This is a genomic window from Janthinobacterium sp. BHSEK (assembly GCF_056174685.1).
Map to the genome: position 1 here is coordinate 343,651 of NZ_JBWBYV010000012.1, position 23,637 is coordinate 367,287.

Sequence of the window (23,637 nt, forward strand, 5' to 3'; positions counted from 1 at the left end):
ATGTTTGAGAAAGCCGGAAGCGTCAGCGTAACCCAGCGGCTTAAAGCTGGGGTCAGTCCTTACGGATCGGAATTTTTCTCACTGAAAAAAATTCCCCCGGCGGGTCTGACCCCTGATTTCCGCTGCGTTGCCACGCAGATCTTCAGCTTATCGCAATCCCCGCACGTCGACAAAGTGGCCCGCGATACCGGCCGCCGCCGCCATCGCGGGCGACACCAGGTGGGTACGACCGCCCTGCCCTTGCCGGCCTTCGAAGTTGCGGTTCGACGTGGACGCGCAGCGCTCGCCCGGTTCCAGACGGTCCGCATTCATGGCCAGGCACATGGAACAGCCCGGCTCGCGCCACTCGAAGCCGGCATCCTTGAAGATGCGGTCGAGTCCCTCGCGCTCGGCCTGGTCTTTCACCAGGCCGGAACCGGGCACCACCAGCGCCAGGGTCACGTTCGAGGCGCGGTACTTGCCGCGTACCACGGCGGCGGCCGCGCGCAGATCCTCGATGCGCGAATTGGTGCAGGAACCGATGAAGACCTTGTCGATGCGGATGTCCGAGATCGGCGTGTTCGGCTTCAGGGCCATGTAGACAAGCGCCTTTTCGATGGCGTCGCGCTTGACGCTGTCTTTCTCATTGTCCGGATCCGGCACGCGGCCATCGATGCCGACCACCATCTCGGGCGAGGTGCCCCACGTCACTTGCGGTTCGATCTCTTGCGCGTTGAGCGTGACGACCAGGTCGAAGCGGGCGCCCGGGTCCGAATGCAGGGTGCGCCAGTAGGCGACGGCGCGTTCCCAGTGCGGGCCGGCCGGCGAAAACGGACGGCCCTTGACGTAATTGATGGTGGTGTCATCGACGCCGATGATGCCGGCGCGCGCGCCCGCCTCGATGGCCATGTTGCACACCGTCATGCGTCCTTCCATCGACAGGGCGCGGATGGCCGAGCCGCCGAACTCGATACAGTAACCGGTACCGCCGGCCGTGCCGATCTTGCCGATGATGGCCAGCACGATGTCCTTCGCCGTCACGCCCGCCGGCAGAGCGCCGTCGACCTGCACCAGCATGGACTTCGATTTCTTTTGCAGCAAGGTCTGCGTGGCCAGCACGTGTTCCACTTCGGACGTGCCGATGCCGTGTGCCAGCGCGCCGAACGCGCCGTGCGTGGATGTGTGCGAATCGCCGCACACGACCGTCATGCCGGGCAGGGTCGCACCCTGTTCGGGGCCGATCACGTGCACGATACCCTGGCGCTTGTCGTTCATATTGAAGTAGGTCAAGCCGTAGTGCTTGGCGTTCTTGTCCAGCGTTTCCACCTGCAGACGCGAGACGGGATCAAGAATGCCGTCGACCCGGCTGGTAGTGGGCACGTTATGGTCGGCCACGGCCAGGTTGGCGGAAATGCGCCACGGCTGGCGGCCCGCCACGCTGAGGCCATCGAAGGCTTGCGGGCTGGTGACTTCATGCAGCAAGTGCCGGTCGATGTACAAAATTGTCGTGCCATCATCTTCGGCCCGAACAACGTGGGATTCCCAGAGTTTGTCGTAAAGCGTCTTCATCATGATTTATGCAGCGTTGCCACAGCCTGTAGTAAGTGATCAAGTGATACCAGGTCATACGGTGATCCACAAGGATTATGCCATATATTGGACGACACAGAACCGAAACAGGCAAAAGCGTGGGATTGGCGATACAAAGTTTGGCCACATTGTTGGATATGAGCGGGAAATTGCCGATATCGGCATATCGGCGACATGGCGACCCCTTCTGCCTGCAGGCCGCCGAACGAGCCACGGCGCGGCCAGGAATCGATACTTTTTCTTTAATTTTTCGTGTATTGTATTTCGACAACAATTTCAGGAAAGACTGTACTGATGAGACTGTGTTTTTTTGCCGCCACGCTCCTGGCTACTTTGACAGTCAGCCATACGCAAGCGGCCACACCGGGCGAGACCTGCCTGCAGGACTTGCGCGTCCTTCCCGCCTTTTTGCTGGAAAACGATACTGGCGCGCGCCAGCATCTGGCACAAAAAGGTCAAGCGTATTTCGATCAGGCATTGGCCAGCGCCAGCACCGCGGCGGCCAGGGTGAAAGATGAGGCTGCCTGCAATACGGCACTGTCCGGTTACCTGAGCCAGTGGCGCAAAGGCCACCTGCAGATCATGCCGACCGGTGCGCTGAAGCATGAGACACCAGCTGCAGCACCATCCTCAACCGCCGCGCCAACGGCCACCACCGATGACAGGGCGCCATCGCTGCAGCTGCTGTCGCCGCACACGGCGCTGCTGACCTTACCGAGTTTTTTCCCCGGGTACGCCGGGCTCATCACTGATTTACTGGAAAGCAAGCGCGACGAACTGGCCAGCCGTCGAAACTGGATTATCGATGTGCGGCGCAACAACGGCGGCAGCGACAGCACATATGCGCCCTTGCTGCCATGGCTAGCTTCAGGCGAGAGCGTCAATATCGGTGGTGAATGGCTGTCCACGCCGGCCAATATCGCCAGCCAGGAAAACATCTGCGCGCTGTACGCTCCCGGCGATGCCACCTGCACGAAATATATGGCACTGGCCGTCACCCGCATGCGCAGCGTGCAGCCCGGCCAGTTCGTGGCGCAAAGCACCAACGGGCCTGTCAGCTATGCGAGTGTGTCTGGCCAGGCAGTACAGCCGTCCAGGGTGGCGGTATTGGTCGACCGCGACTGCGCCAGCTCCTGCGAAGAATTCCTGCTGGCGGCGCGGCAAAGCTTTCATGTGAAATTGATCGGCCGCAACAGCGGTGGCGCGCTCGATTATTCGAACCTGCGCATGCAATCCCTGCCTTCAGGCCTGCGCCAGTTGGCCTACGCCACCTCGCGCTCGGCCCGCCTGCCGCAGCTGCAGGTGGACCTGGGCGGCATCATGCCCGACATCTACCTGCCGCCGCCGAAAGACGAGGCGGAGCGCGCCCAGGAAATCGTGCGCGTGCAGCGCTGGCTGGAAGGCGGCACGCTGCGGCCGGACGGCGCATAAAAAAAGCCCGCTGCGCAATCTCCGCAGCGGGCTTGATTTTTCCAAGCAGAGCTTACGCCGCCATGCGTACCGTGCCGCGGCAGCCGTCCATCAGGAAGGACAGTCCCACCACCAGCACCAGTTCGCCTTCTGCCGAACGGGCCGTGCCCGTGATGCCTTCCACGGTGATGGCCGTCATCGGCTTGATCACCAGGTCGGCCGTGCCATCGACGGCTGCGACGGCCAGAATGTACGGCTGTGGCGCGGCGACGACGATGCCGACGCGCTCGCTGCACGATTCGTAGCCCAGGGCGCCGGCCAGCGACCGCACGGGCAATGGACGGCCCTGGTCTTTCAGCACGGGCGCGCCGCCCACTTCCATGAAGGTTTCCGGCAATTCGACGACGCGCTGCACCACGGCCATCGGCAGCGCCAGCGCGGCGCCCGAGGTCGACACCAGCATGGTCGGCACGATCGACAGTTCGATCGGCAGGCGGATGGCAAACTTGGTGCCCTTGCCCAGCATGGATTCGATGTGGATGGCGCCGCGGTTTTTCTCCACGGCCGTTTTCACCACGTCCATGCCCACGCCGCGTCCGGAAACGCTGGACGCGACTTCCTTGGTCGAGAAGCCCGGCAGGAATACCAGCTGGAAGCATTCGTCGTTGCTCAACTGGGCGTTTTCGCTGATCAAGCCCTTTTGCTGGGCCTTGCTGCGCAAGAAGACCGGGTCCATGCCCTTGCCGTCATCCTGCAGCACGATCATGACGCTGTTGGCCTCTTGCCAGGCTTTCAGCGAAATATACGATTTGGCGGGCTTGCCGGCGGCCAGGCGCGCTTCCGGCGATTCGACGCCATGGTCGAGCGAGTTGCGCAGCATGTGCACGAGCGGATCGTACAGGCTGTCCACCACGACGCGGTCGACTTCCGTCTCCGCGCCCTCTATGGTCAGCTCGACGTCCTTGCCCAGGTCTTTCGCCAGTTCGCGCACCAGGCGCGGGAATTTCTGGAACAAACGGCCCACTGGCTGCATGCGCGTGGCCAAGGTGGCCCGCTGCAGTTCCGTCGAGTAGCGCGAGGCGCGTTCCAGGGTTTCCGCCAGGGTCGCCATCAGGGTGGCGGCCTGGCCCTCGAATTTGAATTGCAGCAGGCGCTCGAGCAGCACGGCAGCCTGGTTGGCGGCCTGCACGGATTCGCCGGCCACTTCCAGCAGCGCGTCGAGCTTGACGGCGTCGACGCGGATACTGTCTTCCTTGACGGGCGCGGCATGGCGCACTTCCGGACGTTCTTCGCGGCGTTCCGCGCCATCCCAGGCCTTGGCGGCCGGCTTGGCGGCAGCGGCAGGCGCGGCGGCCACGGCGGCAGGCGCAGCAGCGACGGCGGACACGGGTCCGGCAGCGATCTGGCTGGCGGCCGGCACGACGGCGTTGTACATCGCCTCCCAGTCCAGGCCATCGGCGCTGGCCGTGGAAACGGCGGCGGCAGCGGCCGGCGCGGCGACAACGACTTCGGCGACCTCGGCAACGGCCACGGCCGCTTCCGCCACCACGGCGGCGGCCGGCGCAGGCGCATCCATGCCCTTGCCTTCGATGGCGTTCGTCAGGATGTGTTCCAGCTCTTCCGGCATGGCCGGCAAGCTTTCCGGCGCGGCGCCATTGGCCAGTTCCGTCAGCTGGTCGGCCACGAAACCGGACGCTTGCAGCGCCGCCTCGATGGCGATCGGGGTCACGGGCGCGGCGCCCGTGCGCAAGGCGTCGAACAGGTTTTCCGTCAGATGGCAGGCCGCCACCAGCGCGGGCAGGCCCATGAAGCCGGCGCCGCCCTTGATGGTGTGGAAGGAACGAAACACGGCATTCAGTGTTTCCTTGTTGTCAGGATCGCGCTCGAGGCGCAATAAGTGCTCTTCAACATTAACCGCAAGATCCATCGCCTCAACGACGAAATCCTTGAGCATATCGTCCATTAGAATCCCAAATCCGCAAGAAGGTCGTCTACATTATCCTGGTCCAGCGCCACCGACGGCACGGAGGGGCCCTGCATCAGCGGCGCATCCTGCTTCTGTGCCAGCTTTTCGCGCACCTCGGCCGGCGCGTTGTCGCGCAGCAGCTGAGCCAACTCGTGCTCTACCGTCTTGGTGATGTTGACTACTTTTTTGATCAGCTGGCCCGTGATGTCCTGGAAGTCCTGCGCCATCATGATTTCCAGCAAGCGCGCTTTTTCCGCTTCCGTCGCTTCGGCAACGGCTTGCGCGAACTGGCGCGAATCGCCGGCCAGGGCCTTGAATTCTTCCAGGCTCAGCTTGCCGTCGAACAGGGCCGTCCAGCGGCCATCCATGTCCTTGGCTTTCTTCGACAGCACATCCTGCGCCGGCATGCCTTCGTCGAGCGTGTTCAAGACCTTATTGGCGGCCTGCTCCGTCAGGGTGGCGACATACTCCAGGCGGTCCTGGGCGTCGACGATCTGCGACGACGCTTCCGTCAGTGCCTTGTCGTAGCCCAGTTCGCGCAGCGAATCGTGCAGCAGGCGCACGATGCCGCCCAGGCGCTCGAACATCGGCTTGTCGGACTGGTCGACGGGATCGGCCGCGTCGCCGGGCGCGTCGGCGCTGGCGGCGGGCGACGCTTCCGGCGCGGCCACCACGGGCGCCGCTGCGGCTGCCGGCACGGCGGCGCTGGCCGACACGGAGTCGAACAGCGCGTCGAAATCGTCGTCCGCAATCACGGCGGGAGCGGGCGCGGCGGCAGGTGCGGGCTGAGCCGCGGCCGCACTTTGCGCAGATACTTCATCGAATAATGCATCGAAATCATCAGCGGCGTTGGTCATATCCCTGCTTCTCCATAATTTGTCAAAATTCCGCCTGAACTGTGCGTTTTACAGACTGATACCCGCAATTTCTCGATTAAGATGATTTGAGGCAATACCGCTGCGATGGTGCGAGTGTAGCAGGGCGCCGCCCTGTTGGTAAATCTCAAAACGCGCTTCCTGGTGCAAAGCTGCTGCATAAGAGCTTTTCCACCAGGAAATAACTGTTCCTGCTGTTGTATTTTGAAATACTACCATTGGCGTGCGTGCAAGACCACGCGCCGCACAAGAAATCCTGCCTGCGGGCGCCTGCGCAACAGCGCCGCATCGATATCGTTGCAGCCAAATACGATCTTTCTGCCAATGTTGTCTATACTGAAGGTGCAGTTGTGTTGATAATTATCAAGTCTTTACATGAATACAATGCTGCCGCCGCGTCTACAATAAGAGGCGTTGCGCGCGCCGAGTCACCGCCAAAGGAGCTGCCATGTATAAGAAAATTCTGATCGCCACGGACGGCTCCACCGTCTCCAACTTGACGGCCTGTGCCGGCGTTGCCTTTGCCGAACAGATGCACGCCGACATCCTTGCCTTGTACGTGGCGCCCGAATACCAGTACCCGGTGTACATCGAGATCATTCCGCCAAGCTATCCCAGCGAAGAGGAATACCGCATCGCCATGCGCAAGGCGGGCGCCGACCACTGGCAGCCCATCCTCGACGCCGCCGCCAAGCGGGGCCTGGAAGCGACGGGCTTGACGGCCTTTTCCGACAGCCCGGCCCTGAAAATCGTGGAAGTGGCGCAATTGCAGCATTGCGACCTGATTTTCATGGGTTCGCACGGCCGCAGCGGCTGGGGGCAGTTGCTGCTGGGCAGCGTCACCAATAAAGTGCTGTCGCACTCGAAATTGCCGGTGCTCGTGCATAGGCTGATCAAGGAACCCGCAACGAAATAAACGGTCACATGGCCACGGGGGCCGCCGCTGCCGGCACATGAAGTAAAAGGCAAACTTGCGGCCATTTCAGTTAAAATGACAACATTTCTCGTTTCTCAACATATGATTGTCCGGCGACGGACACCCTCCAGATTGCCCGCCTATGATACGTATTGTGATTGCCGACGACCACACCATCATGCGAGAAGGATTGAAGCGCATCCTTGACGGCGCGCCGGACATCGATATCGTGGGTGAGGCCATCGACGGCTTTGAAGTGCTCAACCACGTACGCCAGGGCGGCTTCGACCTGTTGCTGCTCGACCTGTCGATGCCGGGCCGCAGCGGTGTCGACCTGATCCGGCAAATCCGCAGCGAGGCGCCCAAGCTGGCCATCCTGATCCTCACCATGCACGAGGAAGAGCAATATGCGGTGCGCGCCATCCGCGCCGGCGCGCAAGGCTATCTGACCAAGGAAAGCGCGGGTACCCAGCTCGTGGGCGCCATCCACAAGGTGGCGTCGGGGCGCCCCTACATCAGCTCCGAGGTGGCCGAGCAGCTCGTGCTCAACATCATGATGCCGAATGAAAGCTTGCTGCACAAACAGTTGTCGGACCGCGAGTTCGAAGTGTTTTCCCTGCTGGTGGCGGGCAAGTCGATCACGGAAATCGCCAACAACCTGCACCTGAGCGTCAAGACGGTGAGTACGCACAAGACGCGCATCATGCAAAAAATGGGCATGAGTTCGCTGTCGGAAATGGTGCAGTATGCCGTGGCGCACCGCCTGCTCTCCCCCTTCAAGACGTAAGCCCCGCGACGCGCGCCCGCGCGTCCTCTGTAGGAACAATCCTACCCTCCCTACCGTAGCTCTTACTCCCATATTCAGCCACTGCTGATATTAATTGCATACGGTTGTTGGCATACTGAAACCAGTAATCAAGTTGCTGGGAAGTTATTTCATCACACAGCAAGTCGTCAGCGAATTGAGCTTTACCTGCCTGGACGCGCGCCGCCCCTTCACCGCCCGCCGTCCTGCGCACCCTGTTATTCAACTCTGAACTACCTGTCACCAGGAGATGAACATGCTGTCCACGCAAACGCCTGAAACCCGCGCCGCCGCCCCATCGCTGGCCCCCTCCTCTCCGATGGAAGCCGGGCGCCAGCGCCAGGGGCGGCTATGGTCGAACCTGAAGGAGGTGTGCGATCTGCTGCATATCTCCAGCGCCTGCACCATCGCCGCCGACGAACTGCTGTTCCAGCACGTGCAATTCAAGACGGGCCAGCGCGTGCACACCATCGGCCAGCCGTTCGACACCCTGTACATCGTCAATTCGGGCTTCCTGAAAACCGTGCTCATCGACGAATTCGGCAATGAACAGGTACTCAGCTTTCCCATGAAGGGCGACATGCTGGGCGTGGACGGCATCCACTCGCGCCATTACTCCTCGGAAGCGGTAGCCCTGTCCGACTGCGACCTGATCCTGCTGCCGTTCAAGAAGCTGACGGCGCTGGGACGTGTCCACCTGGAACTGGAAAACGTCATGTACGGCGTGATGAGCCGCGAACTGGTGCGCGAACAGGCGATGATCGGCATGCTGGGCGCCCTCAGCGCCGAAGCCCGCGTGGCGCGCTTCCTCGTCTCGCTGGCCGACCGCTTCGCGCAGATGGGCTACTCGAGCAAGCTGTTCAATCTGCGCATGACGCGCCATGAAATCGGCAGCTACCTGGGCCTGACCCTGGAAACGGTCAGCCGCACCTTGTCCGCCTTCAATGAAATCGGCCTGATCACGGTTGACCAGCGCACCATCGGCATCAAGGATCCGGACGCCCTGAAAACCCTGCGCCGCCTGCCGCCTTCGCGCTCGCGCGCCAAGCAGCTGGCCGCCGCCAAGCTCAAGGCCGACAGCACCGCGGCCGCCACCGCCTCGGCGCAATTGCTGGCCACCATTTAAGTACGCCCGATTTCTTCCAGCTTGGCACAGGCTTGACCCGGCCGAGGCGCGCACCGCCTTGGCCGGGTCTTTTTTGCTGCCGCGCCGCGCCCGCGGCCGCCTTTGTGCAGCGCCATCCTCGACGCTGCCATCCCATCGCAAAAAAGCGCGGATTCCGCACAAATAAGCCTTGCTTTTCGGGCCACATTCAACAATAATGCAAATACGAATCATTCTCAACTGAGATAAAGAAAGCCCAACATGCAAAGCTCAAAACCAGCCTTGATCCAGGATGCCGCAACTGCCCACGTCCGTCCTCCCGTCAGCATGGCCCAGCCGGCGCGCCGCATCACCAGCGAAGCGCTGCTGCAGCAGGGCCGCGAAGTGGAAATTGAGCACAGCGGCAAGATCTATCGTCTGCGCGTCACCCAATTGAACAAGCTGATCCTGACTGCCTGAAGCAGCACGGCAGCCAGTCACCACACTCGCCAGCCAGTCGCGCCCCGTGCGCGCAGCCAGCCAAACCACCGCACAGGAGTGTTTGATGGCGAACGACCGACCTTCCCCGATGTTTCCCTCCCCGCAAGGCCAACAGCCTGAATTGCTGTTGTCGGCCGTGCTGCACCTGATGTCGCACTACCATGCGGGCAGTCCCTGCGAGAAACTGGCCGGTGTCATCGAACGCCATCTGCATGTGCTATCGAATTCGCCCGGCCTGGGCCCCGTGCTGCAAGCTACTTGCCAGCAACTGTCGCAGCAATGGGCCGCCCTGGTGGTGCTGCACCGCCCCGCGCCGCCGAAGGCCACCTTGCTCGAGCGCCTGGCGCGCATGCTGCGCGCCAGGCCCCCAGCCTCGCCCCTGCCGCAATAATTTCGATTTATCTTCCACCGCCGCCCCACCGCCCAACAGGATACCGCCATGTGTGACAAAGACCAGTCCCTGCCCGTCATCAGCAATTGCGCCCACGCCGGCACGGAAACGGCCGCGCTCGCTTCTCGCCGCCGCCGGCTGTGGGAACTATCGCATACCTGCCATTGTCCGCTGGTCGGCGTGGGCTTGCCCTTGGGCTATCTGCGCAAGCTGGTGGGCAAGATGACGGGCGGGCGCGTGCTGGCCGACGACTACGAAGTGCACGTGGGCGCCGTGACGGAATGCGGCGCGCGCAACCGCCTGTCCGAGGCGCTGCAAAAGGAACTCGAACGCCGCTACGCCCCCGTGATCCTGCGCTTTCGCGGCGCCAAGACCACGGAACAGGTAGCGCAACTGTGGCGCACGGCCGTCGCCAACGGCGACGTGTCGGGCGCCTTCTGGGCCGGCCTGACCCACCCGCGCTGCGACGCCGAGCTGGAAGAGCAGATGTGCCGCGACTTGCACATGATCCAGCACCAGGCCGGCGCCTGCGTGCGCGCCGACATGGGCAAATTTACGGCCTTGCAGGAAGAAAACGCGCGCCTGATGCAGGAACTGGCCAAGCTGCAACAGCGCAGCCAGGCCGCGCTGATGGAAAAGACGGGCGAGCTGGAACGCCAGGAAGCCGTGCTGCTGCGCACGCGTGCCGAATCGATCGGCAAGGATAGCGTGATCGACGGCTTGCGCTTTGAGCTGGCGCAATTACAGGCCGCGATTCCCGCGCTGGAATCACGCACGCGCCTGGTCGAACGCCTGGCGCAAATGGATGAGCGCGAAAAGGAATTGCGCCAGCAAATCGCCGAATTGAAACAGGCCCAGCCGCGCCCGGCCGCCGCCGTGCCGCCACCGGCGCCGAAGCTGGAAGTGCCGACGGGCGGCAAGCTGAAAATGCCGATCCGCCTCGTCGACCAAAGCGTCTTGTGCGTGGGCGGGCGCAGCGGCAACGTCGCCACCTACCGCGCCCTGATCGAGCGGGTCGGTGCGCAGTTCGCCCACCACGACGGCGGCCTGGAAGACAATGCCAACCTGCTCGACTCGAGCCTGGCGGCCGCCGACCTGGTGATATGCCAGACGGGCTGCATCAGCCACAGCGCCTACTGGCGCGTGAAGGATTATTGCAAGCGCACGGGCAAGCGCTGCGTCTTCATCGACAACCCCAGCATCTCCAGCCTGGCGCGCGGCTTGCAGGAAGTGAGCGGCGAGATGGAAGCGGCGCCGCTGGCCGTGCCCCAGCCCTAAACAATTCTTTCTTTAATACACGTCGCGCCGGTAGCGCCCTTCGGCCGCCAGCGCGTCGAGCGCGGGCCGGCCCAGTATCTCCTGCAGGGCCTGGTCGACGCCGCCCGCCATGCCGGCCAGGCTGCCGCAAATATAGATGGCCGCGCCCTGCTCCAGCCACAATTTGACTTCATCGGCATTGCCGCGCAGACGGTCCTGCACGTAGGTGCGCCCGGCCTGGTCGCGCGAAAACGCCAGGTCCAGGCGCGGCAAGTCGCCGCTGGCATGCCAGCCTTCAATCTCTTCGCGGTAATGAAAATCGTGGGCCGCATTGCGCTCGCCAAAGATCAGCCAGTTGCGCCGCTGCCCTGCCAGCACGCGGCTTTTCAGGTGGCCGCGCAAGCCGGCGATGCCGCTGCCGTTGCCGATCAAAATCAATGGCCGCTGGGCATTGTCTTCCAGGCGGAAGCGTTTATGCTGGCGCAAACGCAGCTGCACCACGTCGCCCACCTTGGCCTGCGCCGTGAGCCAGCCCGAGGCCAGGCCCAGGCTGCCGTCGGGATGCGCATGCTGGCGCACCAGCAAGTGCACGCCGCCATCGCGCGGGATCGATGCGATCGAATACTCGCGCGGCTGCGATGGATCGGCGGGCGCCGTCACCTGCACCAGGTCGCCCGATTGCCAGTCGGGCAAGCTGCCCGCCACGGGCGCCAGTTCCACGTGATAGATGCCGCCGCCCGCGCTGCCCGGGTTGAGCAGCTGCCTGTGCGTCAGGCGCCAGTCGCCGAAGGCGGGGGCGCTCCAGTCGGGCGCGTCGCTGGTGCCGGCCAGGTGGCTCAGATGCTGGAACCACTGTTCGATGGCGGCATTCGCACTGCGATCCACTTCGATGCGTTCGAACAGGCGCGACGCGCCCTGCCCCGCCAGCCAGGCATCGAGCGCGCGGCCGAAGCCGCAGAACTGGCCATAGCTGCGGTCGCCCAGGGCCAGCACCGCGTAATGCAATTGCGGCAGCGCCAGCTCGCCCGTCATCAGACGGCCCATGAAGGCGGCCGCATTGTCGGGCGCGTCGCCTTCGCCATAGGTGCTGACCAGGAACAGGGCCCGTTCCGCTTGTTGCAGATCGACGGCCGTCAGTTCGGCCAGCGCGCACAGGCGCACGGGGATGCCGGCCAGTTGCAGGCTCTGCGCCGTTTGCGTGGCCAGCTCTTCCGCATTGCCCGTCTGGCTCGCATACGCCACCAGCCAGGCGGGACTGTTGGCCAGCGCCGCCTTGGCGGCATCCGACGCGCGGCGTCTGGCGCGCGCGCGCAGCCAGGGCGCCAGGCACACGCCCGCGTAGCTGAGGGACAGGGCCGCCAGCAGGGCCAGCCGTGTCGTATCGTGCGTAAAAATCATGGAATTAATCGTTCATTCGTCGAGCATGGCCAGCATCTGGCTGCTCAGCGTTTCGTGAAAGCCAGCGCCGTCGCGTTGCAGGAAGCGCGCGGCCAGGCCCTGCTCTTCGGCCAGCGCCATGCCGGCCTCGACACCGAGCACGGTCAGGGCCGTCGACCAGGCATCGGCCGCCATGCATTGCTCGTGCACGACGGTGACGGAAGCGAGTTGATTGGCGATCGGCATGCCGCTGCGCGGATCGATGGTGTGTGAGAAACGCACCGTGCCATCCTGGAAGAAACGCCGGTAGTCGCCCGACGTGGCGACGGACAAGCCGTGCAGCGCCAGCAGCATTTCCGGCGGATGCTGCGCATTATCGGCACCATCGGCGGCGCCATCGACCTGTTCCAGCATGACCCACCACGGCTGGCCGTCGGGCTTGCTGCCGGCGCCGCGCAGCTCGCCGCCCACTTCGACCAGGTAATGGCCGATGCCCTGGCTGTCCAGATAGCGCGCCAGGCGGTCCACGCCATAACCCTTGGCGATGGCCGATAGATCGAGCTGCAAGCCGCCAGGCTGGCGGACGCGGCGGGCCGGCAAGTCCAGCTCCAGGCGGCGGCGCTGGCGCTGCGACAGCAGCAGGGCCACCGTGTCATCCTTCGGCGGCAGGAAGCCGGGCTCATCGTAGCGATTGCGGGGGCCGAAGCCCCACAGGTTGACGAGGGCGCCCGCGCACGGGTCGTACGCGCCGCCGGACGCCTGCGACACATGCATGGCAAAGCCCAGCACCTCGCAAAAGGCGGCGGGCAGGCTGTGCCAGCTGCCGGGCTCGGCCCGGTTGAAGCGGCCCAGGTCGGACGCCTCGCTCCAGTGGCTCATTTGCGCCACGACCAGGTCCAGCTGCTGCTGCAAGCCCTGCTGCAAATCGGCGCTGCCGGCGCGTCCCGGCATGGCGGACTCGAGCAGGCGCACCGACCAGCTGGTGCCCATGGACAGGCCGCGCAAGTCCCGGATCGCGGCGCCGGGCGGCGCGGTCTGATCGGAAATATGCTGCGGCAGCAGGACCCGGCGCATCGGCGCTCTCGTGACGATGCCGCCGCTTACTGCGGCAGCACTTCCACGGTGGCCGCGTACGTCATGCGGCGCTCGGGCATGGCTGGCGGCTGGCCGGCCACGGCAGGGGCGGCCGCCGGCCAGGTGCTGCTCAGGTAATACATGCCGGCCGCCGGCACGGTGAACGTGATCTCGCCCTTGGCATCGGTGCTCTGGCGGATTTCCCCCAGCACGCCACGGTAGCGCACGCCGCCCGGCACCAGGCTGAAGGCCTGGTTCGCCGCCGGCTTGCCGTCGACCAGGAAGCGCCACGTGGCTTTTTCGCCCGCACGCAAGTCGTTCGGATGGGTCACCGGCACGAATTCCAGGCCCACGCCCGTCGGCTTGAATACTTCCGTGCTGGTTTCGCCATTGCTGAAGAAGGTTTCCAGACGGCTGGCCGTGCGCGTGACTTTCAACTCTTGCGCGTCGGCCGGCACGTCCTTCTTGAACGTCTCTTCGTTGCCGCGGAAACGCTTTTGCTCGCCGTTGAGCTTGTAGCTGGCCATGACGTTCTGCGACACGATGGCAGCCTTGTACGTGCCAGGCTTTTCCATCTTGACGTCGAAGACGCTGCGCAGCCGGCCCGTGACGGTGTTCGCGGGCGCCACTTTCGCGCCATCCGGACCGGTCACTTGCAGCGCGTCCAGGCGCAACGGCTGGTGGTCGATCTCGAACAGGCCATCGGAGACGGCGGCGTCCACCGTCACCCAGGCGTCCTTGCTTTCCACCATCGTGCTCGACGGCACCATCCAGCCGCGGTGGGCGTGGGCGTTCATGGCCAGGCCGGCCAGGGCCAGGGCGATCAGGGGTTTGTTGTAGCGATTGAACATGATGTGCGCCTTATGGCTTGAGTTGGACGACGACATTACCGAGTTCTTCCTTGCCTTTGGCAGGCACGGACTGGGCCGATTTCAGCGGCCACTGGAACGGCACGCGCACCAGTTCGCGTCCGCCCGCTTCGCGCGCCGCTTCCACGACGACCTGGTATTCGCCGGCCGGCAGCTTGTCGAGCAAGGCCTTGGCGCCGGGGAAGGTCAAGGTATGTTCGCCCGGGGCGCGCGTGGCGCCGCTGACGCCGTCCACCGGCATGGCCAGGTCGCGGCCGCTCTTGCGCCACCATTGGCGCATGTCCTTCAGCCATTTTTCGCCGGCCTTGTCCTTCTTTTTCACGTCATACAGCACGGCCAGGTTGCCGACGACCTTTTGATCGGCCGTTTCCAGCCATGCCGCCACGTAGGGACGGTGGTATTCCGCCACGTTCAATTGCGGGATTTCAAGCTTCAGGGCCAGGTCGGCCGCCATCGCCGAAGTGCCGATCAGAGGAAGGCCAAGCGCCAGGGAGTAGCGTAATTTCATGGTGTGCCTGTAAAAAAGAAAAGGTAAAAACGATCAGTGAATAAACAGCAAGGCGATCGCGCAGGGTATCAAGATACCGAGGCCAACCATCGGCCAGGTAAATGGCCGGTTGGCCGCGTGGAACTTCAAAATCAATAGACCCGTCAGGCAAAACACGATGCAGGCGCCGGCAAAGATGTCGATGAACCAGTTCCAGGCCACGCCCGTGTTGCGGCCCTTGTGCACATCGTTGAGCCAGGACACCCAGCCCCGGTCCGTCAATTCGTATTCGGCGGCGCCGTCTTCCAGGCCGATGCGCACCCAGGCGTCGCCGCCTGCCTTGGGCAACGGCAGGTAGACTTCGTCGGCGCTCCATTCGGCAGGACGGCCGCCCGCGTTGAGCGACCATTGCTTTTTCAACCATGTTTCGGCGGCGGCCGGCATGGGCGCATTGGCGCCGTCGTGCCGGGCGGCGTAGGCGGCCAGTTCCGTGAGCAAAGGGGCCGGCAGGGTCGCCTGCTGGCGCGTGATCGACGGTTTCGACTCGATCTGGCTGGCGTGGTTCAGGGTAATGCCCGTGATGGCGAACAAAAACATGCCCAGCAAACAAAGTGCCGAGCTGATCCAGTGCCATTGATGCAGATTCTTCAGCCACACGGCGCGGCTGGCATTGTTCCTGGCCTTGTCGGCGGCGCCCGCATTACTCATGGCCCGCTCCCGGCGAGAGGCGAGCCAGGTGGCGCGACAAGTCAGTGTGCTTCATTCCCATCCTTCAATCCAAGTGCCTGCTGATATTTTCAAACAAATGATAATGATTATCATTTATTAAGTCAATACATGGGAGGCACTGCCAGGCCAGCGTTTTGTAACAGCTTTGAAACAAAGCTCCCCTGCTACGTAAGCTGCCGTACAGAGCCGCATGCAGCAAGCACCTATGCTGGTTGTTCAGGACAACCAACAAGGGAGCACCCATGCAATCGTATTCCAGCGAACAACTGGCCAGCATCGCGGCCAGGATCAAGGACGTCAAATTCGGCATGCTGACCACCAGCGACGACATGCGCACCCTCACCAGCCGGCCGTTGACGCAGCAGCAGGTCGACAGCGAGGGGCAGATCTGGTTCTTTGTTTCCGACGAGGCCAGCTATACGCGCGACTTGCTGAACAATCCGCAAGTCAACGTCAGCTTTGTCGACACGGGCGACAGCCTGTATGTATCCGTCTGCGGCCACGCGCAGCTGCTGAAGGACCGCGCCAAGGCGGAGGAATTGTGGAATCCGCTGGTGAAAGCCTGGTTCCCGGGCGGACTTGACGATCCGAAGCTGTCGCTGATCAAGGTGACGATCCAGTCGGCCGAGTATTGGGATAGCAGCGCCAGCAAGATGATGCAATTCTATGAAATGGCCAAGGCCGCCATCACGGGCGAGCCGCCGAAAGACATGGGCGAACACGGCCGGGTCGACCTGTAGCAGTCTTGCCCTATTTTACCCGGGTGATATTGACTTTTCATTTTACCCGGGTAAAATTGCCTGCATACTGACTCACTGGAGCAAGCCATGCACGCCCCCATTCAACTGACGGCCTTTGCCGGCCCACACAAAGTGGCCGCCGGCACATTGCATGCCGTGGCGCAAACACTGAAGGAACTGGTGACGCGCGATCCCGATGCGCAGATCCTGATCTTCGACGATGCCAGCGGCAGCCAGGTCGACCTGAACCTGCACGGCAGCCTGGCTGAGGTGCTGCAGCGCCTGCCTCGCCTACCGCCCTCCCAGGACGACGACGCGCCCCCGGCCATACGCACGGCAGGCCGTCCAAAGCTGGGCGTCGTGGCGCGCGAAATCACCTTGCTGCCCCGTCACTGGGAATGGCTGGCGACGCAGCCGGGCGGCGCTTCCGTCGCCTTGCGCAAGCTGGTGGAACAGGCGCAGCGCGGCAACAAGGCGCACGACGAACAGCGCCAGGCGCGCGAAGCGGCGTATAAAGTCATGAGTGCGCTGGCCGGCGATGCACCCGGCTTCGAGGAAGCCAGCCGCGCCCTGTTCGCCGGCAAGCAGCCAGCGTTCCTGGCGTGCGTGCAGGCATGGCCAGCCGACGTGCGCGAACACGTCTTGCAACTGGCCCAGCGCGGGTGGTCCGGGAGTGAAGAAAGTTAGGCGGCCAGCTCAGACGCCCGTACTGCCCGTGGTGTCGGGCGCATCGTCGGCGCTCTGCCGGCTCTGCCCGGCGGAGCCGGACTGGTGATGGGGCAAGCGGTCGGCGCGCCGCACTTCGCCGATGGAAAACAGATCGTCGCCGATATCGAGCCCCTGCTCGCTATCGACCAGCACAAAGTTCTCGCCCGACTCGGCCGTACTTTGCTTGCTGCCCGCCGTGGACGGCGTGCCGCCCTGGCTGTTGCCGGCTTGCGGCGTGGTGGAGTTGCCCATCATTCTTCTCCCTGATCGTGAGTGCGTGAGTGCAATTTGACTGCGTTGACTGCGCGTGGGCCGTGGCCGGCGCAGCTATTTCATCATAGTCCATGCCTGCTGCATTGCATCAAAATTTTGCGCTGGCCGGCGGTCGCTGGCGGTAGCCGAATAAGCATGGCGTGGCCCTGGCCAGCGGCGTGCCTGCTTCCCGCTGGCCAGGGCGACTTGCGGCTTGCTACTCAGCTACTTGTTGCGCGACCCGGAGCTGGAACCGGAACCGCCGCTTTGCTTGTTGCCACTGTCGCGGTTGCCCTCCTGGTTCATGCTGGCATTGTCGCGCGAAGCGCCGGAGCTGGCGGCGCTTTGCCGGTTCGCATCGTTCTTGTGGCTTTGGCTGCCTGCGCGGCGTGCCTCTTCCGATGTGAACTCATGCGCCGTGCCCTTTTCATGCGCGGCACGTCCGCCTTCGCTGGCGATTTCGCGCTGCTGGGCGGGATCCATGGAAGCGAAACCCCGTTTGCTGGTATCGCTTTGCTTGCTGCCGCTGCTGGCGGTGCCGCTGCTGGCTTTACTACCTTGCTGTTTATTGTCGCTCGATGTGGCCATGATGATCTCCTTGATCCATAGAATCGAAAACAGTGCAAACCATGCAATTCTTCCCCCTCGCATGGCAAGGGAACCGTCATCTTAGTGCGCGCATGGGGCGCAAGAAATAGGAGGATGGCAAGAGCGCATGTAGGATGAGTCCCGCCCACGGTGGCGCAGTCACTTTCAGTTTTCCACCAAAAGTATCTGACACTCAGCAGTTGGCGGGCAGCGGAAAAATCGCCGCGTCCGCCGTCACGTAGACGCGCTCGCCAGCGGCTGGCCGCAACGCATGGCCGCCCGTAAAGGCCCCAAACGAGGGCAGGATGGCGCGCTGCCCGCCCAGCAGGAAACACGGCAGGCGCAGGCCTCCACGCTCTGCGCGCAAGTGAAACACGGGATGCACGTGGCCCGCCAGCACATAGCCGGGCGCCACGGTGTCCGGGTGATGGCAGAACGACAGCTTGCCCACCTGGTGCGGTTCATCGACCATGCGGATGCCCAGCGCGGCGGCCGGATCGCCCGCATGCGCGTCATGGTTGCCGCGCACCACCGTCAGGCGCACGTCGGGATGGCGCGCGCGCCAGGCCAGCATGGCCGCCACGGTGGCGGCCGCATGGGCGGCGCGCGCGTGCAGAAAATCGCCGAGAAAGACGATTTCCTCGCAGGCGTAGCTGGCCAGCAAGGCGTCGAGCGCCAGCAGGTTTTGCGTGGTGGTGCCGCGCGGCACGGGCACGCCCAGCGCGCGGAACGCGGCCGCCTTGCCGAAATGGATGTCGGCAATGATCAGCATCCTGCGCGCCGGCCAGTACACGGCCTTGTGCGCCAGCAGCCAGACCAGCTCGCCGGCCAGTTCCACCGCGCAATGCGCTTGCCGCGCCCCGTTCATGCGGCCGCCTTTTCCAGCGCCAGCACCAGCCGCGCCACCCGGTCCGACAGTTTTTCCGTCGTCAACTGTTCGCGGAAGCGCTCGACCATCAGGCCGAAGGCAAATGGCGAGGCGCGCTCCAGCGCCTGCAGACAGAGGCTGCGTCCATGCAGTTCGCGCAGGGTGGCGCGCAGGCGCGTCAATTCCAGCTCCTGCTCCAGCACTTCGCGCTGCGCCTGCGTGAGCAGCAAATTGGCCGCGTCGTGCTTGCGGAACACCTCGAAAAACAGCGAGGACGATGCCTGCAGCTGGCGCGCGCTTTTCGGCTGGCCCGGATAACCCTGGAAGACGAGGCCGGCAATGCGGGCGATTTCGCGGAAACGCCGCTGCGACAGTTCCGTCGCGTTCAGGCTGGCCAGCACGTCTTCCAGCAGCTTGTCCGTGCTGAACAGGGGAAGATCGGCGCCGCTGGCGGCCGTCAACAGCGGGGCGAAATCGATATCGTCCGCGCCCAGCAATTCAAAGCCGTAATCGTTGACGGCGATCGACAAGGTGGCCGGCTGCACGCGCGCGATGCGGTAGGCCAGCAGGGATGCCAGGCCCAGGTGCACGGAGCGGCCCGCGAACGGATACACGAACAGGTGATGGCCTTCGCGGCTGGACAAGGTTTCCAGCAAGAGGCTGGCGCGCGTGGGCAGGCTCGACCATTTCCGCTGGATGGCCAGCAGGGGCGCCAGCGCGCGCATTTCCGGCCCGCTGGCCTTGCCCTCCTGCGCCAGCTGCAACTGGTCCAGCACGGCGTGCGCCAGTTCCGACGACAGCGGCATCTTGCCGCCCTGCCAGCGCGGCACGGCGCCCCGGCTGCCCGTAGCGCGCCGCACGTAGGCCGTCATCTCATGCACGCGCACGAATTCCAGGATGCGCCCGCCAAACAGAAAATGGTCGCCCTGCTTCAGGCGCGCGATGAACGATTCCTCGATGCTGCCGATCCGCCCCCCGCCGAGGAACTTGACCTGGATCGCCGCTTCCGAGACGATGGTGCCGATGCTCATGCGGTGGCGCCGCGCCAGCGCCACGTCCGGCACGCGGTAGATGCCGGCATCGTCCGGCAGCACTCTGCGGTATTCCGGGTACACGGTCAGGCTTTGCCCGCCGCGCGCGACGAAGTCGAGCGCCCATTGCCACTCGTCGGACGTCAGGTGGCGATACGACCAGGCCGCGCGCACTTCCGCGTACAGCGCCGGCGAATCGAAGCCGCCGCCCAGCGCGATCGTCACCAGGTGCTGCACCAGCACGTCGAGCGGCTTGTCCGGCACGGGCCGCGCTTCCAGGTGGCCCTGCGCCAGGGCGGCGCGGGCGGCCGCCGCTTCCAGCAATTCCAGGCTGTTGGTGGGCACCAGGGTGACGCGCGAAATGCGCCCCGGCGCGTGGCCGCTGCGCCCGGCCCGCTGCACCAGGCGCGCGATGCCTTTCGCGCTGCCCACCTGCAGCACCCGTTCGACGGGCAGGAAATCGACGCCCAGGTCCAGGCTGGACGTGCACACGACGGCTTTCAGCTCGCCCGTCTTCAGGTGCTGCTCGACCCACTCGCGCACTGCGCGGTCCAGCGAACCGTGGTGCAGGGCGATCAGGCCCGCCCAGTCGGGCCGCGCATCGAGCAGGTGCTGGTACCACAGCTCGGCCTGCGAACGCGTATTGGTGAACACCAGGGTGGTGGCGCTGCCCTCGATCTCGGCGATCAGCGGCTGCAGCATCTGGATGCCCAGATGCCCGCCCCAGGGAAAGCGCGTGGGGTTCACGGGAATCAGGCTGTCGACGAGGATGCGCTTTTTGATTTTGCCTTCGACCAGCACGCCATCGTTTTGTTCTCCCAGCAAGACGTCCTGCGCCTGCCGCAGATTGCCCAGGGTGGCCGACAAGCCCCACGTCATCAAGGTTGCATTCCAGCGGCGCAGCCGGGCCAGCGCCAGCTGCACCTGCACGCCGCGCTTGCTGCCCATCAATTCATGCCACTCGTCAACGATCACCGTTTCCAGCAGGCTGAAGCGTTCCTGCGCGTCCGCCTGGCTCAGCATCAGGGACAGGCTTTCCGGCGTCGTGACGAGCACCTCGGGCCACGCTTTCGCCTGCCGCGCCCGCTGCGCGGCGCTGGTATCTCCCGTGCGCGCCTCGATGCGCCAGCCGGGCGCCAGCGTTTCGCCGGACGCCTGCAGCGCGCGCACCGTGTCGGCCGCCAGCGCCCGCATGGGCGTGATCCACAGCACGCGCAAGCCCTGCTTCCTGCCCTTGCGTTGTAGCCGCTCGGCGCGCAGCAAGGCGCCGAACCAGACGGCATACGTCTTGCCGGACCCCGTGCTCGCATGCAGCAGGCCGGACTGGCCCTGTGCGCCAGCCCGCCAGACGGCGCGCTGGAAGGGAAACACCGTCCAGCCGCGCCCCGCGAACCACGCATCGATGCGCTGCGCCAGCGTGCTCATCGCCTGCTCATGCGGCGCCCGCCAGCATGGCCTTCAGGGTGGCCAGGGTATCGGCGTCGGCGACTGTCTTGTCTTCTCGGCGGCGCAGGATACGGGGAAAGCGCACGGCGATGCCTGCCTTGTGGCGGCTGGACGCGGCGATGCCCTCGAAGCCGATCTCGAACACCATCGTCGGCTGCACGCTGCGCACGGGGCCGAATTTTTCTATCGTCGTCTTGCGGATGGCCGCGTCGACCTGCGCGATCTCCGCATCCGTCAAGCCCGAATACGCCTTGGCGAACGGCACCAGCTTACGCTCCCCCCGCTCGCCCTCCTCCACTTCATCCCATACGGCGAACGTGTAGTCCGTGTACAGCGACGCGCGCCGGCCGTGGCCCGCCTGGGCGTAGATCAGCACGGCGTCGATGGCATACGGATCGATCTTCCACTTCCACCACGTGCCCACGTCTTTCGTGCGGCCCACGCCATATGCGGCCGACACGGCCTTGAGCATCAAGCCTTCCACGCCGCGCGCGCGCGATTCCTCGCGGATGGCGGCCAATGTCTCCCAGCCAGCCGCTTCGACACGGGGCGACAGGCGCAGCGCGGGAGAGCGCACGCCGGCCACCACGCTTTCCAGCAGCGCGCGCCGTTCCAGCTGGGGCAGCTGGCGCACGTCCACGCCATCGAGTTCCAGCACATCGTAGGCCACCAGCACGGCGGGCAGCTCGGCCAGCAACTTGGGCGAGACCGTCTTGCGGCCCATGCGCTGTTGCAAATCGGCAAATGGCTCCGGCACGTCGCCCGGCTGCCAGATGAGGATTTCGCCATCGAGCACGGTACCCTCGGGCAAGGCCAGCTGCGCCAGTTCCGGAAAGCGCTCCGTGATCAATTCCTCGCCGCGCGACCAGAGCCAGTTCACGCCATCGCGGCGCAGCAGCTGGGCGCGCATGCCGTCGTATTTCCACTCGGCCAGCCAGCCGCCGACGTCGCCCAAGGTTTCCGGCCCCGCCTGCAAGGGGTGCGCGAGGAAGAAGGGATACGGCTGGCCGCCGCGCAGCGCATGTTCGCCGTCCGACTGCGCGGCGATCAGTTTCAAGAATCCCGCGCCCGTGGGGCTGACCTTGCCATCGGTCCAGCCCATCAGGCGCTGGGCGATCAGCTTGCTGTCGATGGCGGCGATGGAGGCCAGCGCGCGCGTCACCAGCAGTTTCGACACGCCCACGCGAAAGCCGCCGCCGATCAGCTTGATCAACAGAAAGCGTTCGCGCGTTTCCAGCTCGTCCCAGTACGCCAGCAGGGCGGCGCGGATGGCGTCGGGCGCCGCGCCGCGCAACGGTGCGATGCGCTGCTCGACCCACTCGGCCAGGCCGACGTCGCTGCGTTTTGCGGGCGCGGGCAGGATCAGGGCGATGGTTTCGGCCAGGTCGCCCACGGCGTGATAGGCCTCGTCGAACAGCCAGGCATCGAGGCCCGCCCGTTCGGTCGCGTATTCGCGCAGCAATTTGCTGGGCACGGCCTGGCGCGGCTTGCCGCCGGCCAGGAAATACACGGCCCAGGCCGCGTTCTCGGGCGAGGCGCCGCGGAAATAGGCTTGCAGCGCCGCCAGCTTGCGGCTGGTGGAGGTCGTTTCGTCGAGTTCCGCGTACAGCCGGGCAAAGTCACGCATGGCTGACGTCCCCCGCCGCCGTGGCCGCACCAGGCGCACCGTCATCGGCCTCGTCGTCGCCGTATTCCGTCTCGAAGCCGCCCGCCTGCCAGCCGTTCTGCCGCAGCCAGCGCACCATCACGGGGATGGCGCCGTGGGTGACGATGATGCGTTCGGCCTGCGTGGCCGTGATCGCTTGCATCAGGCCGGGCCAGTCGGCATGGTCGGACAGGACAAAGCCCCGGTCCACGCCGCGCCGCCGGCGCGCGCCGCGCAGCAGCATCCAGCCGCTGGCGAACGCATCGCTGTAGTCGCCGAAACGCTTCATCCACGGCGAGCCGGCGGCCGACGGGGGCGCGATCACCAGCGCCGTTTTCAATGCGGCCTTGTCCGTCACCTCGCCCACCATCACGGTGGCGGGCAAGGCCACGCCCGACTCGCGGTAGACCTGCGTCAATGCCTGCGCCGCGCCATGGCAGACGATGGGGCCGGTGCTGGCGTCGAGGCCCGCCAGGATGCGCTGCGCCTTGCCGAAGGCATAGCAGAACAGCACGCTGGTGCGCCCTTCGGCCGCATTCCTGCGCCACCACTGATTGATGTCGTCGTAGATTTCCTGCGGCGCCTGCCAGCGGTAGATGGGCAGGCCGAAGGTCGACTCCGTGATGAAGGTGTCGCAGCGCACGGGCTCGAACGGCAGGCAGGTGGGATCGGGCTGCAGCTTGTAGTCGCCCGACGCCACCCACACTTCGCCGCCATATTCCATGCGCACCTGGGCCGAACCGAGCACGTGGCCGGCCGGATGCAGCGAGACCTGCACGCCGTGGTGTTCGATGGTGTCGCCATACGCGAGCGCCTGGACGGACACGGGGCCCAGACGCGCGCGCAGCACTTGCTCGCCGGGAGCGGCGCACAGGTAGTGCCGGTGCCCGACGCGCGCATGGTCGGCGTGCGCATGCGTGATGATGGCGCGCTCGACGGGGCGCCACGGGTCGATGTAGAACTGACCCGGCACACAGTACAAGCCTTCCTTGCGCACCACCACCATGTCCGCCATGCCCTGCTCCCTGCGTTAACACGCGTTGGAATGG

At 64.8% G+C, this 23,637-nt stretch carries 23 protein-coding genes; 9 read left to right on the forward strand and 14 right to left on the reverse strand.

The features are described from left to right. Nucleotides 1-147: 147 nt before the first annotated feature. On the reverse strand, nt 148-1,551 hold the full coding sequence (gene leuC, locus AC0V2Y_RS06200; RefSeq protein WP_475415581.1) for a 3-isopropylmalate dehydratase large subunit: 1,404 nt from the start codon (nt 1,549-1,551) through the stop codon (nt 148-150). A 312-nt stretch (nt 1,552-1,863) separates the two neighbouring features. Between leuC and AC0V2Y_RS06205 the strand changes: the two genes are divergently transcribed. Next, complete coding sequence (locus AC0V2Y_RS06205; protein ID WP_475415582.1) at nt 1,864-3,000, forward strand: S41 family peptidase; 1,137 nt, start codon at nt 1,864-1,866, stop codon at nt 2,998-3,000. 52 nt (nt 3,001-3,052) lie between these two features. Here the strand turns inward: AC0V2Y_RS06205 and AC0V2Y_RS06210 are convergent, their stop codons facing one another. Then, entirely contained in the window at nt 3,053-4,942 is a 1,890-nt protein-coding gene (locus tag AC0V2Y_RS06210; protein ID WP_475415583.1) for a chemotaxis protein CheA, read from the reverse strand. Further along, nucleotides 4,942-5,802, reverse strand: coding sequence for a protein phosphatase CheZ (locus AC0V2Y_RS06215; protein WP_475415584.1), 861 nt, complete (start codon nt 5,800-5,802; stop codon nt 4,942-4,944). The genes AC0V2Y_RS06210 and AC0V2Y_RS06215 overlap by 1 nt, the downstream gene beginning before the upstream one ends. A gap of 466 nt (nt 5,803-6,268) precedes the next feature. On the opposite strand from AC0V2Y_RS06215, the gene AC0V2Y_RS06220 reads away from it, so the two are divergent. From AC0V2Y_RS06220 to AC0V2Y_RS06245, 6 genes are all read left to right on the forward strand, one after another. Then, nucleotides 6,269-6,736, forward strand: a complete 468-nt coding sequence (locus AC0V2Y_RS06220; RefSeq protein ID WP_326457199.1) for a universal stress protein — start codon at nt 6,269-6,271, stop codon at nt 6,734-6,736. 142 nt (nt 6,737-6,878) lie between these two features. Further along, entirely contained in the window at nt 6,879-7,523 is a 645-nt protein-coding gene (locus AC0V2Y_RS06225) for a response regulator (protein WP_475415585.1), read from the forward strand. 337 nt (nt 7,524-7,860) lie between these two features. Then, nucleotides 7,861-8,667: a Crp/Fnr family transcriptional regulator gene (locus tag AC0V2Y_RS06230; protein WP_475415638.1), complete on the forward strand. Its 807-nt coding sequence runs from the start codon at nt 7,861-7,863 to the stop codon at nt 8,665-8,667. A gap of 240 nt (nt 8,668-8,907) precedes the next feature. After that, nucleotides 8,908-9,105, forward strand: coding sequence for a hemin uptake protein HemP (gene hemP, locus AC0V2Y_RS06235; RefSeq protein WP_034750559.1), 198 nt, complete (start codon nt 8,908-8,910; stop codon nt 9,103-9,105). A gap of 85 nt (nt 9,106-9,190) precedes the next feature. Continuing rightward, on the forward strand, nt 9,191-9,517 hold the full coding sequence (locus AC0V2Y_RS06240; RefSeq protein ID WP_475415586.1) for a dimerization/docking domain-containing protein: 327 nt from the start codon (nt 9,191-9,193) through the stop codon (nt 9,515-9,517). 48 nt (nt 9,518-9,565) lie between these two features. Further along, nucleotides 9,566-10,795 carry a DUF2325 domain-containing protein gene (locus AC0V2Y_RS06245; protein WP_475415587.1) on the forward strand — a complete coding sequence of 410 codons (1,230 nt, stop codon included), beginning with the start codon at nt 9,566-9,568 and terminating at the stop codon, nt 10,793-10,795. Nucleotides 10,796-10,807: 12 nt separating this feature from the next. Here AC0V2Y_RS06245 and AC0V2Y_RS06250 read toward each other — a convergent pair whose 3' ends face one another. The 5 genes from AC0V2Y_RS06250 to AC0V2Y_RS06270 are packed head-to-tail and all read right to left on the reverse strand — an operon-like array spanning nt 10,808 to nt 15,334. Then, entirely contained in the window at nt 10,808-12,172 is a 1,365-nt protein-coding gene (locus tag AC0V2Y_RS06250) for a sulfite reductase subunit alpha (protein ID WP_475415588.1), read from the reverse strand. A gap of 12 nt (nt 12,173-12,184) precedes the next feature. After that, nucleotides 12,185-13,225 carry an FAD:protein FMN transferase gene (locus AC0V2Y_RS06255; protein ID WP_475415589.1) on the reverse strand — a complete coding sequence of 347 codons (1,041 nt, stop codon included), beginning with the start codon at nt 13,223-13,225 and terminating at the stop codon, nt 12,185-12,187. 26 nt (nt 13,226-13,251) lie between these two features. After that, the gene (locus AC0V2Y_RS06260; protein WP_475415590.1) at nt 13,252-14,076 is read right to left on the reverse strand and encodes a DUF4198 domain-containing protein; all 825 of its coding nucleotides are present in this window, start codon (nt 14,074-14,076) and stop codon (nt 13,252-13,254) included. Between the two features lie 10 nt (nt 14,077-14,086). Then, nucleotides 14,087-14,602, reverse strand: coding sequence for a DUF2271 domain-containing protein (locus tag AC0V2Y_RS06265; RefSeq protein WP_475415591.1), 516 nt, complete (start codon nt 14,600-14,602; stop codon nt 14,087-14,089). A gap of 33 nt (nt 14,603-14,635) precedes the next feature. After that, complete coding sequence (locus AC0V2Y_RS06270) at nt 14,636-15,334, reverse strand: PepSY-associated TM helix domain-containing protein (protein ID WP_475415639.1); 699 nt, start codon at nt 15,332-15,334, stop codon at nt 14,636-14,638. A 218-nt stretch (nt 15,335-15,552) separates the two neighbouring features. On the opposite strand from AC0V2Y_RS06270, the gene AC0V2Y_RS06275 reads away from it, so the two are divergent. Together AC0V2Y_RS06275 and AC0V2Y_RS06280 are read left to right on the forward strand one after the other, a co-directional pair. Further along, a complete protein-coding gene (locus AC0V2Y_RS06275) occupies nt 15,553-16,050 on the forward strand; it encodes a pyridoxamine 5'-phosphate oxidase family protein (RefSeq protein ID WP_475415592.1) in 498 nt (165 codons plus the stop codon). Nucleotides 16,051-16,137: 87 nt separating this feature from the next. Next, the gene (locus AC0V2Y_RS06280; protein WP_475415593.1) at nt 16,138-16,737 is read left to right on the forward strand and encodes a DUF2239 family protein; all 600 of its coding nucleotides are present in this window, start codon (nt 16,138-16,140) and stop codon (nt 16,735-16,737) included. A gap of 9 nt (nt 16,738-16,746) precedes the next feature. Here AC0V2Y_RS06280 and AC0V2Y_RS06285 read toward each other — a convergent pair whose 3' ends face one another. The 6 genes from AC0V2Y_RS06285 to AC0V2Y_RS06310 all read right to left on the reverse strand — a co-directional run bounded on the left by AC0V2Y_RS06285 (nt 16,747) and on the right by AC0V2Y_RS06310 (nt 23,603). Beyond that, nucleotides 16,747-17,013 (reverse strand): hypothetical protein, encoded by a 267-nt coding sequence (locus AC0V2Y_RS06285; protein WP_475415594.1) that lies wholly within the window; start codon nt 17,011-17,013, stop codon nt 16,747-16,749. A gap of 222 nt (nt 17,014-17,235) precedes the next feature. Further along, nucleotides 17,236-17,598 carry a KGG domain-containing protein gene (locus tag AC0V2Y_RS06290; protein ID WP_475415595.1) on the reverse strand — a complete coding sequence of 121 codons (363 nt, stop codon included), beginning with the start codon at nt 17,596-17,598 and terminating at the stop codon, nt 17,236-17,238. Between the two features lie 193 nt (nt 17,599-17,791). Further along, nucleotides 17,792-18,466, reverse strand: a complete 675-nt coding sequence (gene pdeM, locus AC0V2Y_RS06295) for a ligase-associated DNA damage response endonuclease PdeM (RefSeq protein WP_475415596.1) — start codon at nt 18,464-18,466, stop codon at nt 17,792-17,794. Continuing rightward, the gene (locus tag AC0V2Y_RS06300) at nt 18,463-20,922 is read right to left on the reverse strand and encodes a ligase-associated DNA damage response DEXH box helicase (protein ID WP_475415597.1); all 2,460 of its coding nucleotides are present in this window, start codon (nt 20,920-20,922) and stop codon (nt 18,463-18,465) included. The genes pdeM and AC0V2Y_RS06300 overlap by 4 nt, the downstream gene beginning before the upstream one ends. 7 nt (nt 20,923-20,929) lie before the next feature. Then, on the reverse strand, nt 20,930-22,570 hold the full coding sequence (locus AC0V2Y_RS06305; RefSeq protein ID WP_475415598.1) for an ATP-dependent DNA ligase: 1,641 nt from the start codon (nt 22,568-22,570) through the stop codon (nt 20,930-20,932). Next, nucleotides 22,563-23,603 carry a ligase-associated DNA damage response exonuclease gene (locus AC0V2Y_RS06310; protein ID WP_475415599.1) on the reverse strand — a complete coding sequence of 347 codons (1,041 nt, stop codon included), beginning with the start codon at nt 23,601-23,603 and terminating at the stop codon, nt 22,563-22,565. Before AC0V2Y_RS06310 ends, AC0V2Y_RS06305 begins: the two co-directional genes overlap by 8 nt. Nucleotides 23,604-23,637 lie beyond the last annotated feature (34 nt).

What these genes read in the sequence shown, in the direction of transcription:
- AC0V2Y_RS06260 (WP_475415590.1), bottom strand. Translation starts at nt 14,076, where the DNA reads ATGTTCAATCGCTACAACAAACCCCTGATCGCCCTGGCCCTGGCCGGC.
- pdeM (WP_475415596.1), bottom strand. Translation starts at nt 18,466, where the DNA reads ATGAACGGGGCGCGGCAAGCGCATTGCGCGGTGGAACTGGCCGGCGAG.
- AC0V2Y_RS06210 (WP_475415583.1), bottom strand. Translation starts at nt 4,942, where the DNA reads ATGGACGATATGCTCAAGGATTTCGTCGTTGAGGCGATGGATCTTGCG.
- AC0V2Y_RS06275 (WP_475415592.1), top strand. Translation starts at nt 15,553, where the DNA reads ATGCAATCGTATTCCAGCGAACAACTGGCCAGCATCGCGGCCAGGATC.
- AC0V2Y_RS06225 (WP_475415585.1), top strand. Translation starts at nt 6,879, where the DNA reads ATGATACGTATTGTGATTGCCGACGACCACACCATCATGCGAGAAGGA.
- AC0V2Y_RS06305 (WP_475415598.1), bottom strand. Translation starts at nt 22,570, where the DNA reads ATGCGTGACTTTGCCCGGCTGTACGCGGAACTCGACGAAACGACCTCC.
- AC0V2Y_RS06265 (WP_475415591.1), bottom strand. Translation starts at nt 14,602, where the DNA reads ATGAAATTACGCTACTCCCTGGCGCTTGGCCTTCCTCTGATCGGCACT.
- AC0V2Y_RS06230 (WP_475415638.1), top strand. Translation starts at nt 7,861, where the DNA reads ATGGAAGCCGGGCGCCAGCGCCAGGGGCGGCTATGGTCGAACCTGAAG.
- leuC (WP_475415581.1), bottom strand. Translation starts at nt 1,551, where the DNA reads ATGATGAAGACGCTTTACGACAAACTCTGGGAATCCCACGTTGTTCGG.
- AC0V2Y_RS06280 (WP_475415593.1), top strand. Translation starts at nt 16,138, where the DNA reads ATGCACGCCCCCATTCAACTGACGGCCTTTGCCGGCCCACACAAAGTG.
- AC0V2Y_RS06220 (WP_326457199.1), top strand. Translation starts at nt 6,269, where the DNA reads ATGTATAAGAAAATTCTGATCGCCACGGACGGCTCCACCGTCTCCAAC.
- AC0V2Y_RS06240 (WP_475415586.1), top strand. Translation starts at nt 9,191, where the DNA reads ATGGCGAACGACCGACCTTCCCCGATGTTTCCCTCCCCGCAAGGCCAA.
- AC0V2Y_RS06215 (WP_475415584.1), bottom strand. Translation starts at nt 5,802, where the DNA reads ATGACCAACGCCGCTGATGATTTCGATGCATTATTCGATGAAGTATCT.
- AC0V2Y_RS06290 (WP_475415595.1), bottom strand. Translation starts at nt 17,598, where the DNA reads ATGGCCACATCGAGCGACAATAAACAGCAAGGTAGTAAAGCCAGCAGC.
- AC0V2Y_RS06300 (WP_475415597.1), bottom strand. Translation starts at nt 20,922, where the DNA reads ATGAGCACGCTGGCGCAGCGCATCGATGCGTGGTTCGCGGGGCGCGGC.
- AC0V2Y_RS06310 (WP_475415599.1), bottom strand. Translation starts at nt 23,603, where the DNA reads ATGGCGGACATGGTGGTGGTGCGCAAGGAAGGCTTGTACTGTGTGCCG.
- hemP (WP_034750559.1), top strand. Translation starts at nt 8,908, where the DNA reads ATGCAAAGCTCAAAACCAGCCTTGATCCAGGATGCCGCAACTGCCCAC.
- AC0V2Y_RS06205 (WP_475415582.1), top strand. Translation starts at nt 1,864, where the DNA reads ATGAGACTGTGTTTTTTTGCCGCCACGCTCCTGGCTACTTTGACAGTC.
- AC0V2Y_RS06245 (WP_475415587.1), top strand. Translation starts at nt 9,566, where the DNA reads ATGTGTGACAAAGACCAGTCCCTGCCCGTCATCAGCAATTGCGCCCAC.
- AC0V2Y_RS06285 (WP_475415594.1), bottom strand. Translation starts at nt 17,013, where the DNA reads ATGATGGGCAACTCCACCACGCCGCAAGCCGGCAACAGCCAGGGCGGC.
- AC0V2Y_RS06250 (WP_475415588.1), bottom strand. Translation starts at nt 12,172, where the DNA reads ATGATTTTTACGCACGATACGACACGGCTGGCCCTGCTGGCGGCCCTG.
- AC0V2Y_RS06255 (WP_475415589.1), bottom strand. Translation starts at nt 13,225, where the DNA reads ATGCGCCGGGTCCTGCTGCCGCAGCATATTTCCGATCAGACCGCGCCG.